Source organism: Mycobacteriales bacterium (assembly GCA_035690485.1).
In the GTDB taxonomy this organism is placed as follows: domain Bacteria; phylum Actinomycetota; class Actinomycetes; order JAFAQI01; family DASSKL01; genus DASSKL01.
On the sequence record DASSKL010000077.1, the window covers coordinates 19,037 to 34,985 of the forward strand.

Annotated in this window: 14 protein-coding genes; 12 read left to right on the forward strand and 2 right to left on the reverse strand. The window is 71.9% G+C overall.

The genetic code is table 11. The annotated features are described in order from the left end of the window. The gene (locus tag VFJ21_10940) at nt 1-1,551 is read left to right on the forward strand and encodes an AMP-binding protein (protein HET7407635.1); all 1,551 of its coding nucleotides are present in this window, start codon (nt 1-3) and stop codon (nt 1,549-1,551) included. Between the two features lie 112 nt (nt 1,552-1,663). Here VFJ21_10940 and VFJ21_10945 read toward each other — a convergent pair whose 3' ends face one another. Continuing rightward, nucleotides 1,664-3,574 (reverse strand): CocE/NonD family hydrolase, encoded by a 1,911-nt coding sequence (locus tag VFJ21_10945; protein ID HET7407636.1) that lies wholly within the window; start codon nt 3,572-3,574, stop codon nt 1,664-1,666. 217 nt (nt 3,575-3,791) lie between these two features. Here VFJ21_10945 and sucC point away from each other — a divergent pair, with 217 nt between their 5' ends. From sucC to VFJ21_10975, 6 genes are all read left to right on the forward strand, one after another. Beyond that, the gene (gene sucC, locus VFJ21_10950) at nt 3,792-4,964 is read left to right on the forward strand and encodes an ADP-forming succinate--CoA ligase subunit beta (protein ID HET7407637.1); all 1,173 of its coding nucleotides are present in this window, start codon (nt 3,792-3,794) and stop codon (nt 4,962-4,964) included. A 19-nt stretch (nt 4,965-4,983) separates the two neighbouring features. After that, a complete protein-coding gene (gene sucD / locus VFJ21_10955) occupies nt 4,984-5,856 on the forward strand; it encodes a succinate--CoA ligase subunit alpha (GenBank protein ID HET7407638.1) in 873 nt (290 codons plus the stop codon). A gap of 95 nt (nt 5,857-5,951) precedes the next feature. Further along, nucleotides 5,952-7,127 carry a DUF6350 family protein gene (locus VFJ21_10960; GenBank protein ID HET7407639.1) on the forward strand — a complete coding sequence of 392 codons (1,176 nt, stop codon included), beginning with the start codon at nt 5,952-5,954 and terminating at the stop codon, nt 7,125-7,127. Nucleotides 7,128-7,219: 92 nt separating this feature from the next. Further along, entirely contained in the window at nt 7,220-7,825 is a 606-nt protein-coding gene (gene purN, locus VFJ21_10965) for a phosphoribosylglycinamide formyltransferase (GenBank protein ID HET7407640.1), read from the forward strand. Next, nucleotides 7,822-9,396: a bifunctional phosphoribosylaminoimidazolecarboxamide formyltransferase/IMP cyclohydrolase gene (purH, locus tag VFJ21_10970; GenBank protein HET7407641.1), complete on the forward strand. Its 1,575-nt coding sequence runs from the start codon at nt 7,822-7,824 to the stop codon at nt 9,394-9,396. Before purN ends, purH begins: the two co-directional genes overlap by 4 nt. Nucleotides 9,397-9,430: 34 nt before the next feature. Continuing rightward, on the forward strand, nt 9,431-10,288 hold the full coding sequence (locus VFJ21_10975; protein ID HET7407642.1) for a tetrahydrofolate dehydrogenase/cyclohydrolase catalytic domain-containing protein: 858 nt from the start codon (nt 9,431-9,433) through the stop codon (nt 10,286-10,288). A 24-nt stretch (nt 10,289-10,312) separates the two neighbouring features. Here VFJ21_10975 and VFJ21_10980 read toward each other — a convergent pair whose 3' ends face one another. Then, nucleotides 10,313-10,930 carry an FHA domain-containing protein gene (locus VFJ21_10980; protein HET7407643.1) on the reverse strand — a complete coding sequence of 206 codons (618 nt, stop codon included), beginning with the start codon at nt 10,928-10,930 and terminating at the stop codon, nt 10,313-10,315. A 121-nt stretch (nt 10,931-11,051) separates the two neighbouring features. Here VFJ21_10980 and VFJ21_10985 point away from each other — a divergent pair, with 121 nt between their 5' ends. From VFJ21_10985 to trpS, 5 genes are all read left to right on the forward strand, one after another. Next, the gene (locus VFJ21_10985) at nt 11,052-11,336 is read left to right on the forward strand and encodes a DUF3017 domain-containing protein (GenBank protein HET7407644.1); all 285 of its coding nucleotides are present in this window, start codon (nt 11,052-11,054) and stop codon (nt 11,334-11,336) included. 177 nt (nt 11,337-11,513) lie between these two features. Then, complete coding sequence (locus VFJ21_10990) at nt 11,514-12,620, forward strand: isocitrate/isopropylmalate dehydrogenase family protein (protein HET7407645.1); 1,107 nt, start codon at nt 11,514-11,516, stop codon at nt 12,618-12,620. A gap of 15 nt (nt 12,621-12,635) precedes the next feature. Continuing rightward, nucleotides 12,636-13,592, forward strand: coding sequence for a malate dehydrogenase (gene mdh, locus VFJ21_10995; protein HET7407646.1), 957 nt, complete (start codon nt 12,636-12,638; stop codon nt 13,590-13,592). Between the two features lie 82 nt (nt 13,593-13,674). Continuing rightward, entirely contained in the window at nt 13,675-14,976 is a 1,302-nt protein-coding gene (locus VFJ21_11000) for a hemolysin family protein (GenBank protein ID HET7407647.1), read from the forward strand. Nucleotides 14,977-15,020: 44 nt separating this feature from the next. Beyond that, on the forward strand, nt 15,021-15,949 hold a 929-nt coding region (trpS, locus tag VFJ21_11005), incomplete at its 3' end, for a tryptophan--tRNA ligase (protein ID HET7407648.1).

The following is a 15,949-nucleotide window of genomic DNA, read 5'->3' on the forward strand; positions in this document are numbered from 1 at the left end:
ATGTACGCCGCGGAGCACGCGGGCCGTTTTCCCGACCAGCCGGCCATCGTCATGGCCACCGGCGGCGAGGTCGTGACCTACCGGGAGTACGAGGACCGCGCCAACCAGGTCGCGCAGTTCTTCCGCTCGCTCGGGCTGCGGCGGCTCGACCACGTGGCGATGTTCATGGAGAACCACCCGCGGCTGCTGGAGGCGCAGGGCGGCGCCGAGCGCACCGGGCTCTACTACACGCTGGTCAACTCCTACCTGTCCGCGGAGGAGGTGGCCTACCTCGTCAACGACAGCCGGGCCCAGGTCGTCGTCACGTCGGCCGCGAAGCGCGACATCGCCCTGCGGCTGCCCGAGCAGTGCCCCGGCGTACGCCGCTGGCTGATGGTCGACGACGACGACCCGCCGGCGCCCTACGAGTCCTACGCCGAGGTCATGGCGGAGTTCCCGATCACGCCGGTCGACGGTGAGCGCGTGGGTGCGGCGATGCTGTACTCCTCCGGCACCACCGGCCGGCCGAAGGGCATCCTGCGCCCGCTGCCGGACCAGCCCGCCGCCCAGCCGATCGGCGTCATGGACTTCGTCAAGGCGATGTTCAACTTCCGCGAGCAGCAGATCTACCTCTCGCCGGCGCCGCTCTACCACTCGGCACCGCAGGCCAGCGTGGCCGCGACGATCCGGCTCGGCGGCACCGCGGTGATCATGGAGCACTTCGACCCGGCGCACTACCTCGAGCTGGTCGCCCGGCACCGGATCACTCACTCGCAGCTGGTGCCGACGATGTTCTCGCGGATGCTCAAGCTGCCCGACGAGGTGCGAGCCGCCGCCGACGTCTCCTCGCTGGAGGCGATCATCCACGCCGCCGCGCCCTGCCCGGTGCCGGTCAAGCAGGCGATGATCGAGTGGTGGGGCCCGATCATCCTCGAGTACTACGGCGCCACCGAGGCCAACGGGTTCACCTGGTGCAACTCCGAGCAGTGGCTCGCGCACCCCGGCACCGTCGGCAAGGCCGTGCTCGGCGAGGTGATCATCCGTGATGAGGAGGGCAAACCGCTGCCGACCGGGGAGCCGGGCACGATCTGGTTCCGCGGCGCGACGAACTTCACCTACTGGCAGGACCCGGAGAAGACCGCGGAGTCGCGGGACGCGACCGGTACCGAGAGCACTGTCGGTGACGTCGGGTACCTCGACGACGAGGGCTACCTCTACCTGACCGACCGCAAGAGCTACATGATCATCTCCGGCGGGGTGAACATCTACCCGCAGGAGACCGAGAGCCTGCTCGTGACTCACCCGAAGGTCTTCGACGCCGCCGTCATCGGCGTGCCCAACGAGGACCTCGGCGAGGAGGTCAAGGCCGTCGTGCAGCTCATGCCCGACGTCGCGGCCGGCCCGGAGACCGAGCGCGAGCTGATCGCGTTCTGCCGCGAGCACCTCGCGCACTTCAAGTGCCCGCGCTCGGTCGACTTCGTCGACGAGCTGCCGCGGCTGCCCACGGGCAAGCTCTACAAGCGACTGCTGCGCGACCAGTACTGGACCGGCCGCTCGTCGAGCATCGTGTAGCCCAGCCCGTAGCTTCTGGCCGGTTCCGGGCCGAGCATCGCAAGGCCGTAGGCGTCGGGTGCGACAGCAGACAAGCGACCGAGAACGTCGCGAGGCGACGGCCTGGGATCGGCTAGCCCACGTAGGGCTCGAGCAGGTGCCAGTCAGGCACCGGCAAGGTGAACGCCGACATGTCCGGGTCGAACTCGAACTGCTTGATCTGCCCGTAGGGCGAGGTGCCGAAGTCGTGCAGGGCGCCGAACGACGCGGTGATCTGGTCGGGCAGGTTGGTCGCCGCCCCGAGGCTGTACGCCGCATCGGTCGCCGCGAGCGTGAACCGCACCGCGTGGCCCTTCGGGAACCGGTGGGCGAACGCCGGGAGCCGGATGTCGACGGCTTTCGTCAGGTCGGCGTTGGGCACCCGCACCGGGGCGACCAGCCGGTTGACCAGCGTGGAGCTCCCGTCGGGTGCGACGTCGTAGACCTTGGCGAAGACGATCAGGTCCTGGCCGTTGACGTGCGACAGGTGCACGTGCGCCGTCGGTGTCCCCACCGAGTCGACGTCCGCGCGGAGCGGGGTGGACGTCCACGACGCCGACTCCAGCGGCACGTCGTTGGCCGGGATGCCGTCGAGGCTGCCGGGGCAGGGGGTGCTGGCGCCGGGTCCGGTGCAGTTGGACGTCTCGGAGTAGGCCGGCGCGCCCAGCCGGTAGAAGGCGGCGCTGCCGGTCGACGGCGCGAGCCCGGGAGCGACCATCGCCCCGCCGCCGGACAGCAGGTACGACGCGCCCTTCTGCGCCGGGAACGCGGGCGCGGCGGCGTACTGCGCCACGTCGGAGCCCTTGCCGCCGTCCGGTACCCAGTTGCGGTAGTAGGCGAAGCCCGGGCCGGTGTCGACCTGAGCCCCCCGTAGCCAGCGGTCGAACCATGTGAGCACCCGCTGCGAGATGTAGCCGTGCTCGAGGTCGGTGCTGTCGAACTCGCCCTCGCCGGGCTGGCCGGGGTAGCCGCCGTGGCCGGATGACGACCAGATCATCGCGACCGGGACCTTGGCGGTTCGCAGCGCCGTGTAGGTGGCGATGGCCTCGCTCAGCGGGAACAGCGTGTCGCTCTCACCCTGCACGAGCATCGTGGGAGTGCGCAGCCGGCTGATCCACGAGGCGCCTGAGGAGCCGGCCAGCAGGGTGCGGCCGGTGCCGTCGAGCGTCCCGGCGGCGGCCACGGTGGCGTAGACCTGGCACATGATCGTCGGGAAGCCGGGGCAGGCGGCGGCGCCGGACGGGTCTCCGGCCGCGAGCTTCTCCTGCGGGCAGCCGCCGTTGCCCTGCGCGGGTTGCGCGTTGCCGGCAGCGAACAGCTGGGAGACCCACTCCGCCTTCATGACCCCGTCGGTCGGTGCCTGCAGGTCGAACTCTCCGTGACCCGGGACGATGCGGTCGTTGGGGATCAGCGCGTGCTGCAGGGAGTTCCAACCCCAGAACGGCACGATCGCGCGCACCCGCGGGTCGTGCTCCGCGAGGAGCGGCTGGATGCCGCCGCCGTAGGACTCGCCGACCATGCCGACGACCGGCCCGCGCGCGTCGTGGAGCACGTCCGGGCGCGGGGCCAGCAGCTGGGTGATCAGCGCGCTGATGTCGCCGACGTCGTAGGCAGCACTGTCGAGGCGGATGCAGCCGGACGACGCGCCGAAGCCCTGGGCCGTCCACGCCAGCACGACGTAGCCGTGCGAGGACAGGAAGCGGGCCCAGTTGACGACGTTGCCGCTGTCCTTGCTGCCGCCGAACCCGTGGGTGACGAGCACGGCCGGAGCCGGGTGGCGCGCCGTGGCGGTCGGAGGCACGTAGAGGGTGGTGTCGATAACGGCGACGTGCTTGCCGTCCGGGCCGTCGTGGACGGTGACCTTCGCGGCGTGGGTCGCCGCCTGCGCGGGCGCGGCCGACGCACCGGGCAGCATGGCGAGCGTCGTGCCGGCGAGCGTCGCGACGAGGGCGAGGCCGAGGCTCGCGCGCAGCCGCGTGGAGAGGGCACCTCGTCGGCGAGCCACTCGACATCTCCTTCGTCCTGTCGGCCGATCGCGGCCCCCGCCACGGTTCAACGACGTCTGTTGCCGTGAGTTACGCCACTGTGGGGATACGCCGGTCGCCGGCCGACTCCTGCCGGCCGGCTCGCGAGGGGCCGTGTCGGTCGGCCCGCGAGCCGCTGGATAACCTCGGCCCGCCGGCCGGGCGCGAGGCGGCGGGCTCATTCCTGAGGGGACGTGCGTGGACCTTTTCGAGTACCAAGCGAAGGCGCTGTTCGCGTCGTACGGCGTGCCGGTCCCGACCGGCAAGGTCGCGACGACGCCCGACGAGGCGCAGCGCATCGCGGCCGATCTCGGCGGCCGGGCCGTGGTCAAGGCCCAGGTCAAGACCGGGGGCCGCGGCAAGGCGGGTGGCGTCAAGGTCGCCGACGACCCGGCGGACGCGAGGTCCAAGGCCGAGGCGATCCTCGGCATGGACATCAAGGGTCACACCGTGCACTCGGTGCTCGTCGAGCAGGCGAGCGACATCGCGGAGGAGTACTACGCGTCGTTCCTGCTCGACCGGGCCAACCGCACGTTCCTCGCGATGATCTCCCGCGAGGGCGGCATGGACATCGAAGAGGTCGCTCGCACCAAGCCCGAGGCGCTCGCCCGGGTGCCGGTCGACCCGCTCACCGGTGTCGACCGGGCCGGCGCCCGCCGGTTGGCGGAGCAGGGCAAGCTGCCGGAGGCGGCGCTCGACGGCGCGGCGGAGCTGATCGCGAAGCTCTGGCGTGCCTTCGTCGAGGAGGACGCGACGCTCGTCGAGGTCAACCCGCTGATCCTCACCGGCGACGGCCGGGTCGTCGCGCTCGACGCGAAGGTGACCCTCGACGACAACGCGCGGTTCCGGCACGACTGGGACGCCTACGCCGACAGGAGCGCGGTCGACCCGCTGGAGCAGCAGGCCAAGGACAAGCACCTCAACTACGTCAAGCTCGAGGGCCAGGTCGGCATCATCGGCAACGGCGCGGGGCTGGTGATGTCGACGCTCGACGTCGTCGCCTACGCCGGCGAGGAGTTCGGCGGGGTCCGGCCGGCGAACTTCCTCGACATCGGCGGCGGCGCGTCCGCGGAGGTCATGACCTCGGGCCTGGAGATCGTGCTGTCCGACCCGAGCGTGCGCAGCGTGTTCGTCAACGTCTTCGGCGGCATCACCTCGTGCGATGCGGTGGCCAACGGCATCGTCACCGCGGTGCACGGGCTGGCCGACCGCGGGGAGCCGGTGACCAAGCCCCTCGTCGTACGCCTCGACGGCAACAACGCGGCGGAGGGCCGGCGGATCCTCGCCGAGGCGGGCCTCGACGTGGTCCGGCCGATCGACACCATGGACGGCGCCGCCCGGCTGGCGGCCGAGCTCGCGGCCGCGGGCTGATCGCGGGAAGGGCAGAACAGTGGCGATCTGGCTCGATGCCAGCAGCAAGGTCCTCGTGCAGGGCATCACCGGCTCGGAGGGCACCCGACACACCCGGCGGATGATCGCGGCGGGCACCAACGTCGTCGGCGGGGTCAACCCGCGCAAGGCCGGCACCGACGTCGACGGCGTCCCGGTGTTCGCCAGCGTGGCCGAGACCATGGAGAAGACCGGGGCGGACGTCAGCGTCGTCTTCGTGCCGCCCGCGTTCGCGAAGGACGCCGCGATCGAGGCGATCGACGCCGGCATCCCGCTCTGCGTCGTCATCACCGAGGGCATCCCGGTGCACGACTCGACGGCATTCTGGGCGCACGCCTGCGCCAACGGCAACAAGACGCGGATCATCGGGCCCAACTGCCCGGGCATCGCCTCGCCGGGGCAGAGCAACGCCGGCATCATCCCGGCCGACATCACCAAGCCCGGGCGCATCGGCCTGGTCTCCAAGTCCGGCACCCTGACCTACCAGCTCATGTACGAGCTGCGCGACGTCGGCTTCTCGACCTGCGTGGGCATCGGTGGAGACCCGGTCATCGGCACCACGCACATCGACGCGCTCGAGGCGTTCGAGGCCGACCCCGACACCGACGCGATCGTGATGATCGGTGAGATCGGCGGCGACGCGGAGGAGAGGGCGGCGGCGTTCGTCAAGGACAACGTGCGCAAGCCTGTGGTCGGCTACATCGCCGGCTTCACCGCGCCCGAAGGCAAGACGATGGGGCACGCGGGCGCGATCGTCTCCGGCTCATCCGGCACCGCCGAGGCCAAGAAGGAGGCGCTCGAGGCCGTCGGCGTGCGGGTCGGAAAGACGCCGTCGGAGACCGCGCGGCTCATGGCGGAGGTCATGCGCGCCTAGACCCGGGGCCGCGACCGGGACCCGGGAGCAGGTCCTGGCCGCCCCGGCGGCGTGGCAGCGAGCGATCGCACCGTCACGCTGCGACAGTGGTGGCTGTGACGGATGTGACTGCCGGTGCCACCAGGGCGGTCGACCATCCCCGGTCGATGCCGGCCGTCTGCGCGGGCGCGGCCGGCTGGGCCGCCGCGATCGGCGTCGCGCTCGCGCTGACGATCGCGCTGGTGGCCTGGGCCGCCGACCCGCGGTCGGGGGCCTCGGTCGCCGACGCCGCGCGCTACGCGCTGATGCTGTGGCTGGTCGCCCACCACGTCGCCCTCTCGGTGCCGGACGGGACGCTCGGCCTGGCGCCGCTCGGGCTGATGGCGGTCCCGCTCGCCCTGCTCGCGCGGGCCGGCCGGGCCGTGGCGCGCGACACCGCGGTGGCGACACCCTCCGACGCGGCGCTCGCCGCGGCTGCGGTCGCGGCGCCCTACGCCCTGGTCGTCACCGTCGGCTGCAGCGTCGCGGCGACCCGCGACGTGACGCCGTTGCTACCGACGGGGCTGGTGGGCGGCGCGTTCGTCGGCTTCGTGGGCGCCGGCTTCGGCATCGTGCGTGAGGCCGGTCTTGCAGCGGCGCTGACCGGCCGGTTGCCCGACGGCGTACGCCGGTCGCTGCGTGCGGGTGGCGTCGCGACCGCCGGGCTTGCCTGCGCGGGGCTACTCCTGACGCTGCTCGCGGTCGTCTGGCACGCGGGCCGGGTCGCCGACGTGCAGTCCGCCCTCGGCGCCGGGCTCGTCGGAGGCACGGCACTCGTGCTGCTGTGCCTGCTGCTGCTGCCCAACGCCGCGATCGCCGCGGTCGGCTACCTCGCCGGTCCCGGCTTCGCCGTCGGGTCGGCAACGACCCTGTCGCCGTTCGGCGTCCATCTCGGCCGGGTGCCGGAGGTGCCGCTGCTCGGCGCGCTGCCCGAGTCGGTGCCTGCGCTCGCGCCGTTGCTGCTGCTCGTGCCCGTGGCGGCCGGCGGCATCGCCGGTTGGCTGCTGGTCCGGCGCCGCGCCGACGGCGCCGTCCTGGCGGCCGCGATGGAAGGACTGGGAGCGGGCGCCGTGGCGGGGGTGGCGATGGCCCTGCTGGCCCTGCTGGCCGGCGGCCCCGCCGGCGGGCGCCTGATGGCGGCCGTCGGCGCCTCGTCGTGGCAGGCAGGGCTGGCGGTCGCCGGCGAGGTCGGTCTGCCCGCTGCCGCGGTCGCCGCGGCCGCGCTCTGGCTGCGCGCGTCGCGATCCGGGTGAGCTCCTGCACCGGGCCGGTGCGCGGGTTCGCACCGGAACCGGAGGGGTGACGCCGGCCGGGTTGGGCCCCCGGCCTTCGGTAGGGTCCTGTCGTGACCGCCCGGCTCGTGGTGCTCGTCTCGGGGTCGGGGACCAACCTGCAGGCGCTGCTCGACGCCTGTGCGGACCCGGCCTACGGCGCCGCCGTCGTCGCCGTGGGCGCCGACCGCGAGGACATCGAGGGCCTGCGGCGGGCCGAGAAGGCCGACGTCCCGACGTTCGTCCTGCGGGTCAAGGACTTCACCGAGCGGGCCGACTGGGACCGCGCGCTCACCGATGCGGTCGCGGCCTACCGGCCCGATCTGGTGGTGCTCGCCGGGTTCATGAAGCTCGTCGGCCCGGCATTCCTGGAGCGTTTCGGCGGCCGCACGGTCAACACCCACCCGGCGCTGTCACCGATGTTCCCCGGGATGCACGGACCCCGCGACGCGCTGGCCTACGGGGTGAAGGTGACGGGGTGCACGTTGTTCCTGGTCGATGCCGGCGTGGACACCGGCCCCATTGTCGCGCAGCGCTGGGTCGAGGTCGACGATGACGACGACGAGGCGACGCTGCACGAGCGGATCAAGCAGGTGGAGCGGGCGATGCTCGTGGACGCCGTCGGGCGGATGGCGCGCGGCGGCTGGACCGTGACCGACAGGAAGGTGCGGCTCGGATGAGTGACCAGGGGCGGCGTCCGATCCGCCGCGCGTTGGTGAGCGTCTACGACAAGACCGGCCTGGAGGACCTCGGCCGCGCCCTTGCCGCGGCCGGCGTCGAGGTGGTGTCGACCGGCTCGACCGCTGCCCGGCTTCGCGACGCCGGCGTGGCGGTGACCGCCGTCGACGAGCTCACCGGGTTTCCCGAGTGCCTCGAGGGACGGGTCAAGACCCTGCACCCGAAGGTGCACGCCGGGATCCTGGCCGACCTGCGCAAGACCGACCACGAGCGGCAGCTGGCCGACCTCGGCGTCGCGCCGTTCGAGCTCGTCGTCGTCAACCTCTACCCGTTCCGGGAGACCGTCGCGAGCGGGGCTGCGCCCGACGACGTGGTCGAGCAGATCGACATCGGCGGGCCGACGATGGTGCGCGCCGCCGCGAAGAACCACCCGTCGGTCGCCGTCGTCGTCTCACCCGACCGCTACCCCGACGTCGTGTCGGCTCTCGCCGGCGGCGGCTTCACCCTCGAGCAGCGCACCCGCCTGGCCGCCGAGGCGTTCGCGCACACCGCGTCGTACGACGCCGCCGTGGCCTCCTGGTTCGCCGGCGTCGGCGCGCCCGACGAGACCGCCCGTGACACGGGGTTCCCCGACGTGCTGGCCGCCACCTGGTCGCGGGCCTCGGTGCTGCGCTACGGCGAGAACCCGCACCAGCGCGCGGCGCTCTACCTGACCGACGGTGGTGAGCCGGGCCTCGCGCAGGCCGTGCAGCTGCACGGCAAGGAGATGTCCTACAACAACTACGTCGACACCGACGCGGCCCGGCGCGCGGCCTACGACTTCGCCGACCCCTGCGTCGCGATCATCAAGCACGCCAACCCCTGCGGCATCGCAGTCGGCTCCGACGTCGCCGATGCGCACCGCAAGGCGCACGCGTGCGACCCGGTCTCGGCGTTCGGCGGGGTCATCGCGGTCAACCGGCCCGTCAGCGTGGCGATGGCCGAGCAGGTCGCGGAGATCTTCACCGAGGTCGTCGTCGCTCCTGGCTACGACGAGGGCGCGGCCGAGATCCTGTCCAAGAAGCCGTCGATCCGGCTGCTCGTCTGCCCGCCGCCCGCCACCCGCGGCGGCATGGAGATCCGCCAGGTGACCGGCGGGCTGCTGCTGCAGGACCGCGACACGATCGAGGCCGACGGCGACGACCCCACCGCGTGGACGCTGCAGGCCGGTGACCCGGTGGACGAGGAGACGCTGGCCGACCTCGCGTTCGCCTGGCGGGCCTGCCGGTCGGTGAAGTCCAACGCGATCCTGCTGGCCGCCGGCGGCGCGACCGTCGGGGTGGGCATGGGCCAGGTCAACCGGGTCGACGCGGCTCGGCTCGCGGTGACGCGGGCGGGTGACCGGGCCCGCGGGTCGGTGGGCGCCAGCGACGCGTTCTTCCCGTTCCCCGACGGCTTCGAGGTGCTCGCCGAGGCGGGGGTCCGCGCGGTCGTCGAGCCGGGCGGTTCGGTTCGCGACGAGCTCGTCGTCGCGGCGGCCAAGGAGGCCGGCGTGGCGCTCTACTTCACCGGTACCCGGCACTTCTTCCACTGACGACCGGCGCGCCGTGCCCTGACAGAATGGCGGCATGAGCGCCCGCCTGCTGCCCGGTGGCCCCGTCGCCGAGGCCGTGTTCGCCGACCTCGCGCCGCGCATCGAGAAGCTGCGCGAGATCGGCCACCCGCCGGGCCTGGCCACCATCCTCGTCGGCGGTGACGAGCCGAGCGCCCGCTACGTCGCGATGAAGCAGGCGAAGGCGGTCGAGCTCGGTTTCAACCCCGGCCACCACGCGCACCTGCCTGCCGAGACGACGCAGGCCGAGCTGCACGCGACGATCCGCCGGTTCAACGAGGCCGGCGACGTCGACGCGATGCTCCTGCAGTACCCGATCCCCGGCCACCTCGACTACGAGCGAGCGCTCTACGAGATGGATCCCGACAAGGACGCCGACGCCGCGCACCCCACCAACATGGGACGCCTCGCGCTCGACATGCCGGGGCCCAAGCCGTGCACACCGGCCGGCATCGAGGCGATCCTCGCGTTCTACGACATCCCGGTGGCAGGCGCGAACGTCTGCATCGTGGGCCGGGGCTTCACGATCGGGCGGCCCCTGTCGATCCTGCTGTCGCAGAAGCGGCCCACGGCCAACGCCGCCGTGACGCTCGTGCACACCGGCGTGGCGGACTGGGCCGACTACACGCGCCGCGCCGACGTCGTGATCGCGGCCGCCGGCGTCCCGGGCATGATCCGGCCGGAGCACATCCGGCCGGGCGCCACCGTCATCGGCGCGGGCGTGCGTTACGAGGGCAAGAAGCTGCTGCCCGACGTCGACGAGACCTGCGAGGACGTCGCCGGCGCCATCACGCCGCGCGTGGGCGGGGTGGGCCCGACGACGATCGCGATGCTGTTCCGCAACTGCGTCGAAGCGGCTGAACGTCGAGTCTGATCGGGCCGGTCAGGGGCGGTACAACTAGCCGGCTTGCCGGACTTGGTCCTCTGCGTCCGGTGGTTGCGGCCGTACGACGCCGACGGCGATGACCTCGTTGGCCAACCGGCCGCGCCGGTTGCCGCCTTCCTGGATGCGGAACTTCTGGTAGAGCCGCAGCAGGTGCTGCTTGACGGCTGCCTCGGTGACGACGAGCTCCTGGGCGATGTCGCGAGCCGTGGCGGGAGCGACGAACGCCTCCTGCCGCAGTGCCGGGCGGCACAGTGCCTGGAGCACCTCCATCTCCCGGCGGGTGATGTCGGGTGCGGCGACCCGGCCGATCTCGACGGTGTCCTCGCCGAGCGCGTCCTCCGACGGCAACCCGCCCACGCGCCCGCGGGCGGCGCCGAAGCTGATGACGTCGCCGTCGATCAGCACCCGGCGCCCGACCGACCGGCCGTTGACGCGGGTGCCGTTGGACGACAGGCCGAGGTCCGAGACGTAGCAGTGCGGACCCCGCCGCACGATCTCGGCGTGCAGCCGGGACACGCTCGGATCGCCGAGGCGGATGTCGACCCCGGGACCGCGACCGACTGTGGTGACCTCTGCGCGGAGCTCGAACACCTCCCCGGTGTCCTCCACCCGCAGGTACGGCGTCTGCATGAGCCTCCTCGGGGAGCGGTACTCCCGTGACGGATCGGTGACGGTTACCTGCTCGTTACCCCTCGCTGCTCCGACCTCAACACCATCTCGTGCACCCGTTGCTCACTACACTCGGCCCGCCATGACCCGACTTCACGGGCGACGCCGGATCGACCCCCTGCTACCGGTGGCGCTCGGTGTCATCGGCGGTCTCGTGCTGACGTGGCTGCACCACCCACGCGTCGGCATGTACGCCATCGCCGCCGCGCTCGGCGCGGCGGCGTTGCTGCGGCTGCTGCTGGCGCCGGGCGACGCGGGCCTTCTCGTCGTACGTAGCCGGCTCGTCGACGTCGTCGCGCTCGGGATCCTCGGGGCGGCCGTCGCCGTCGTCGCGAGCGTCACGCCGTTCCCCCCGCCGGCGGGCTAGCGCGGATCCTTGGGTAGCCTGCGAACAGGGTCCCGGCACGAGTAATAGCAGTCCGCGGCGACGGCAACCCCGCCGCCGCGCATGGCGCGCCGTCGCGTCGGGCACGGCAACAGGGTCCTGTCGGTCCCCTCACCAAGGGGCCGGGAGACGGCCCATCACGGCAGGAGACCGCACCTCATGGCTGGATCCACCCACCGCGTGACCCTCATTCCCGGCGACGGCGTCGGTCCCGAGCTGACCGAGGCGACCCGCCGGGTGCTCGAGGCCGCGATCGCGACGGCCGGCGGCAGCTTCGACTGGGACGTCCACCACGCGGGCGTCGACATCATGGAGGAGAAGGGCACCCCGCTGCCCGACGACGTGATCGCGTCGATCCGCGACACGAAGGTCGCCCTCAAGGGCCCGATCACCACGCCGATCGGCACCGGCTTCCGCTCGGTCAACGTCGCGCTGCGCTTCGAACTCGACCTCTACGCGTGCCTGCGGCCGTGCAAGACCTACCCCGGCGTGCGCACCCGGTTCGACGACGTCAACGTCGTGATCGTCCGCGAGAACATGGAGGACCTCTACCGGGGCATCGAGTTCAAGGAAGGCACCCCGGAGTCGAAGAAGGTCATCGACTTCCTCAACGGCGAGTTCGACAACAAGAAGATCAGCGCCGACTCCGGCATCTCGATCAAGCCGATCAGCCGCACCGGGTCGGAGCGCATCATTCGCTGGGCGTTCGAGTACGCCCGGGCCAACGGCCGCAAGCGCGTCCACTGCGTGACGAAGTCCAACATCATGAAGTTCACCGACGGGCTGTTCCTCGAGGTCTTCCGCGAGATCGCCAAGGACTACCCCGACATCGACCCGTGGGAGAACCTCGTCGACGCGACCTGCATGGGCCTCGTGCAGCGGCCGGAGGAGTGGGACGTCCTCGTGCTGCCCAACCTCTACGGCGACATCCTCTCCGACCTCACCGCCGGCATGGTCGGTGGTCTCGGCGTCGCTCCCGGCGCCAACATCGGCGACGAGATCGCGGTCTTCGAGGCCACCCACGGCTCCGCGCCGAAGTACAAGGGCCAGAACAAGGTCAACCCCACCGCCATGATCCTCTCCGGCATGCTCATGCTCCGTCACCTCGGCGAGGGCGCGGCCGCGGACCGGCTCGAGCAGGCGGTCGGCGCGGTGCTCGGCGAGGGCAAGAGCGTCACCTACGACATGAAGCCGACGCGTGACGACCCGACGGCCGTCGGCACGTCGCAGTACGCCGACGCCATCATCGAGAAGCTGCAGAGCTAGGAGGATCCGGTTTCCATGGCACGTTCGGGCAAGGTGACCGTCGTCGGGGCCGGGTTCTACGGCTCGACGACCGCGCAACGGTTGGCGGAGTACGACATCTTCGACGAGGTCGTTCTCAGCGACATCGTCGAGGGCAAGCCGGAGGGCTTGGCGCTCGACATCGCGCAGAGCCGGTCGATCGAGGGCTTCGAGACGAAGGTGCGCGGCGTCACGACCGGGCCCAACGGCGAGGGCTACGAGCAGACTGCCGGGTCCGACATCGTCGTCATCACCGCCGGCCTGCCGCGCAAGCCGGGCATGAGCCGGATGGACCTCATCGAGACCAACGCCAAGATCGTGCGGGCGGTGACCGAGCAGGTCGTCAAGCACTCGCCCGATGCGGTGCTGGTCGTCGTCTCCAACCCGCTCGACGAGATGACAGCCCTCGCGGCCAACGTGTCGGGCTTCCCGAAGCACCGCGTCATCGGCCAGGCGGGGATGCTCGACACCGCGCGCTTCAAGCAGAAGGTCGCCGACCGCCTCGGCGTGGCGACCGCCGGCGTGGAGGCGATGACTCTCGGCAGCCACGGCGACACGATGGTGCCGGTGCCGTCGCTCGTCCGGGTCGACGGCAAGCCGATCCGCGATCTGCTCTCCGAGGCCGAGATCGACGACCTGGTGCAGCAGACCCGCGAGGGTGGCGCCGAGATCGTGGCCCTGCTCAAGACCGGCTCCGCCTACTACGCCCCGTCCGCCGCGGCGGCGCGCATGGTGCAGGCGGTGCACCAGGACAGCGGCGCCACCATGCCCGTCTGCACCTGGGTCGACGGTGCCTACGGCATCTCCGGCGTCTTCCTCGGCGTCCCCGCCCAGCTCGGGCGTGGCGGCGTGAAGAAGGTCGTCGAGCTCGACCTCGCCGACGACGAGCTCGCGGCCCTGCGCCAGGCCGCCGAGGCGGTGCGCACGAAGCAGGCGGACGTCGCCAACCTCTGACGTGATCCGGTCTGCGGTTCCTGCCACCATGGTGTGCAGACATGGACGACCCGTGCAGTAGTAGCGACGTGGGCGTGACCCGGTGATCTGGGTCAACGTCCTCGTCGTGCTCGCGCTGATCCTCGTCGAGGCACTGTTCGTGGCCTCGGAGATGGCGCTGGTCTCCCTGCGGGAGGGGCAGATCCGCGCGTTGGGTGAGCGGAGCCGCCGCGGCCGCCGGGTGCAGCGGCTGGTCGAGGACCCCAACCGTTTCCTCTCGGCCGTCCAGATCGGCGTCACGTTGACCGCGCTGCTGTCCTCGGCGTTCGGCGCGGTGACGCTGTCCGACTCGGCGTCCTCGGGCCTGCGAGGCCTGGGGCTCGCGCACACGCCCGCCCGCTGGATCGGGTTCTTCGCGGTGACGCTGCTGATCTTCTACGTGACGATGGTCATCGGCGAGCTCGCGCCGAAACGCCTGGCCCTGCAGCGATCCGAGGGCACCGCGCTGGTCGTCGCACCGGTCCTGGACCGCATCGCGATCGGCGTACGTCCGCTGATCTGGCTGCTGTCCAAGTCGACCAACGGCGTGGTGCGCTTGCTCGGCGGTGACCCCGGGGCCAACCGGCAGGCGATCACGGAAGAGGAGCTGCGCGGTCTCGTCACCGCCCACGAGTCGCTCAGCCGCGACGAGCGGGCGCTGATCGACGACGTCTTCTCCGCCGGCGACCGCCAGGTGCGCGAGGTCATGATCCCGCGCACCGAGGTCGCGTTCCTCGACGCGTCGATGACGATCGTGCGGGCGGCGAAGGACGTCGTCTCGATGCCCTACTCGCGGTTCCCGGTCGTCCGCGGCTCGCACGACGAGGTCATCGGCTTCGTGCACGTCCGCGACCTGCTCACGCCACCCGCCAACAGTCGCCGGGCGATGAAGGTGGCCGACGTGGCCCGCGAGGTCACCCTCGTGCCGGCGACGAAGCGCGTGCTGCCGGCTCTGTCGGAGATGCGCCGGGCCGGCGCCCACCTCGCCGTCGTCGTCGACGAGTACGGCGGGACCGCGGGCATCGTCACTCTCGAGGACCTCATCGAGGAGGTCATCGGCGACATCCGCGACGAGTACGACGCCCGCGGCGACGAGCCCAGGCGGCTGCGCGGCGGCGACGTCGAGGTCGACGGCCTGCGCAGCCGCGACGACTTCGCCGACGAGACGCAGCTCGAGCTGCCGGAGGGACCGTTCGAGACCGTCGCCGGCTACGTCATGGCGACCCTGGGTCGCGTGCCCAAGGTCGGCGACGTCGTGGAGATGCCCGGCGCCCGGCTGAGGGTCGCGGCGATGGACGGCCGCCGGGTGGCCCGGGTGCGGGTGACGCCGATCGCCACCGAGGAGCCGGCGAGCGAGTCGGCGTAGAAACGCGTGCGGGGTGCGCCCGGTGCGCCTGAAAGAATGCCTCCATGTCCCGCGTCCTGTCCGGCATCCAGCCGACCGCCGACTCCTTTCACCTCGGCAACTACGTGGGGGCGGTGCGCCAGTGGGTCGGGCTGCAGGAGGGCTACCAGGCCTTCTACTTCATCGCGGACCTGCACGCGATCACCGTGGAGTACGACCCGGCCGCCCTGCGCCGCCGGACCCACGTCGCGGCCGCGCAGTTGCTCGCTGCCGGCATCGACCCCGATCGGGCGACGGTGTTCGTGCAGAGCCAGGTGCCGGCCCACGCCGAGCTGGCATGGGTGCTCGGCTGCATCACCGGCTACGGCGAGGCGGGCCGCATGACGCAGTTCAAGGACAAGGCGGCCAAGCAGGGCAACCCGACGGTCGGGCTGTTCACCTACCCGATCCTGCAGGCGGCCGACATCCTCGCCTACCAGGCTTCGGAGGTGCCGGTCGGCGAGGACCAGCGTCAGCACCTCGAGCTCTCCCGCAACATGGCCGAGCGCTTCAACGCCCGCTACGGCCGGACGTTCACGGTGCCCGACGCGATGATCCCGGAGGTCGGCGGTCGCGTGATGGACCTCCAGGAGCCGACGAAGAAGATGTCGACCACCGGCGGCACCGCGCAGGGCACCGTCGGCGTGCTCGACCCGCCGGAGACGATCCGCAAGAAGTTCCGCATCGCCGTCACCGACTCGGGCACCGAGGTGCGCCACGATCTCAAAGAGAAAGCCGGCATCTCGAACCTGATCGAGATTCTCTCGATCATGGGCGGAGACGAGATTCCGGCGATCGAGGCGCGCTACGACGGCGGCGGGTACGGCGCGTTCAAGCAGGACGTGGGCGACGCGGTCGTCGCGGTGCTCGACCCGATCCGGGCTCGCTACGAGGAGCTTCGGGCCGACGAGGCGCAGCTCCACGCGCTCCTCGCCCGCAGCGCCGAGAAGGCACG

Coding starts and splice junctions, on each gene's coding strand:
- VFJ21_10940 (HET7407635.1), top strand. CDS start 1: ATGTACGCCGCGGAGCACGCGGGCCGTTTTCCCGACCAGCCGGCCATC.
- purH (HET7407641.1), top strand. CDS start 7,822: ATGAGTGACCAGGGGCGGCGTCCGATCCGCCGCGCGTTGGTGAGCGTC.
- VFJ21_10975 (HET7407642.1), top strand. CDS start 9,431: ATGAGCGCCCGCCTGCTGCCCGGTGGCCCCGTCGCCGAGGCCGTGTTC.
- VFJ21_10980 (HET7407643.1), bottom strand. CDS start 10,930: ATGCAGACGCCGTACCTGCGGGTGGAGGACACCGGGGAGGTGTTCGAG.
- VFJ21_10985 (HET7407644.1), top strand. CDS start 11,052: ATGACCCGACTTCACGGGCGACGCCGGATCGACCCCCTGCTACCGGTG.
- VFJ21_10990 (HET7407645.1), top strand. CDS start 11,514: ATGGCTGGATCCACCCACCGCGTGACCCTCATTCCCGGCGACGGCGTC.
- mdh (HET7407646.1), top strand. CDS start 12,636: ATGGCACGTTCGGGCAAGGTGACCGTCGTCGGGGCCGGGTTCTACGGC.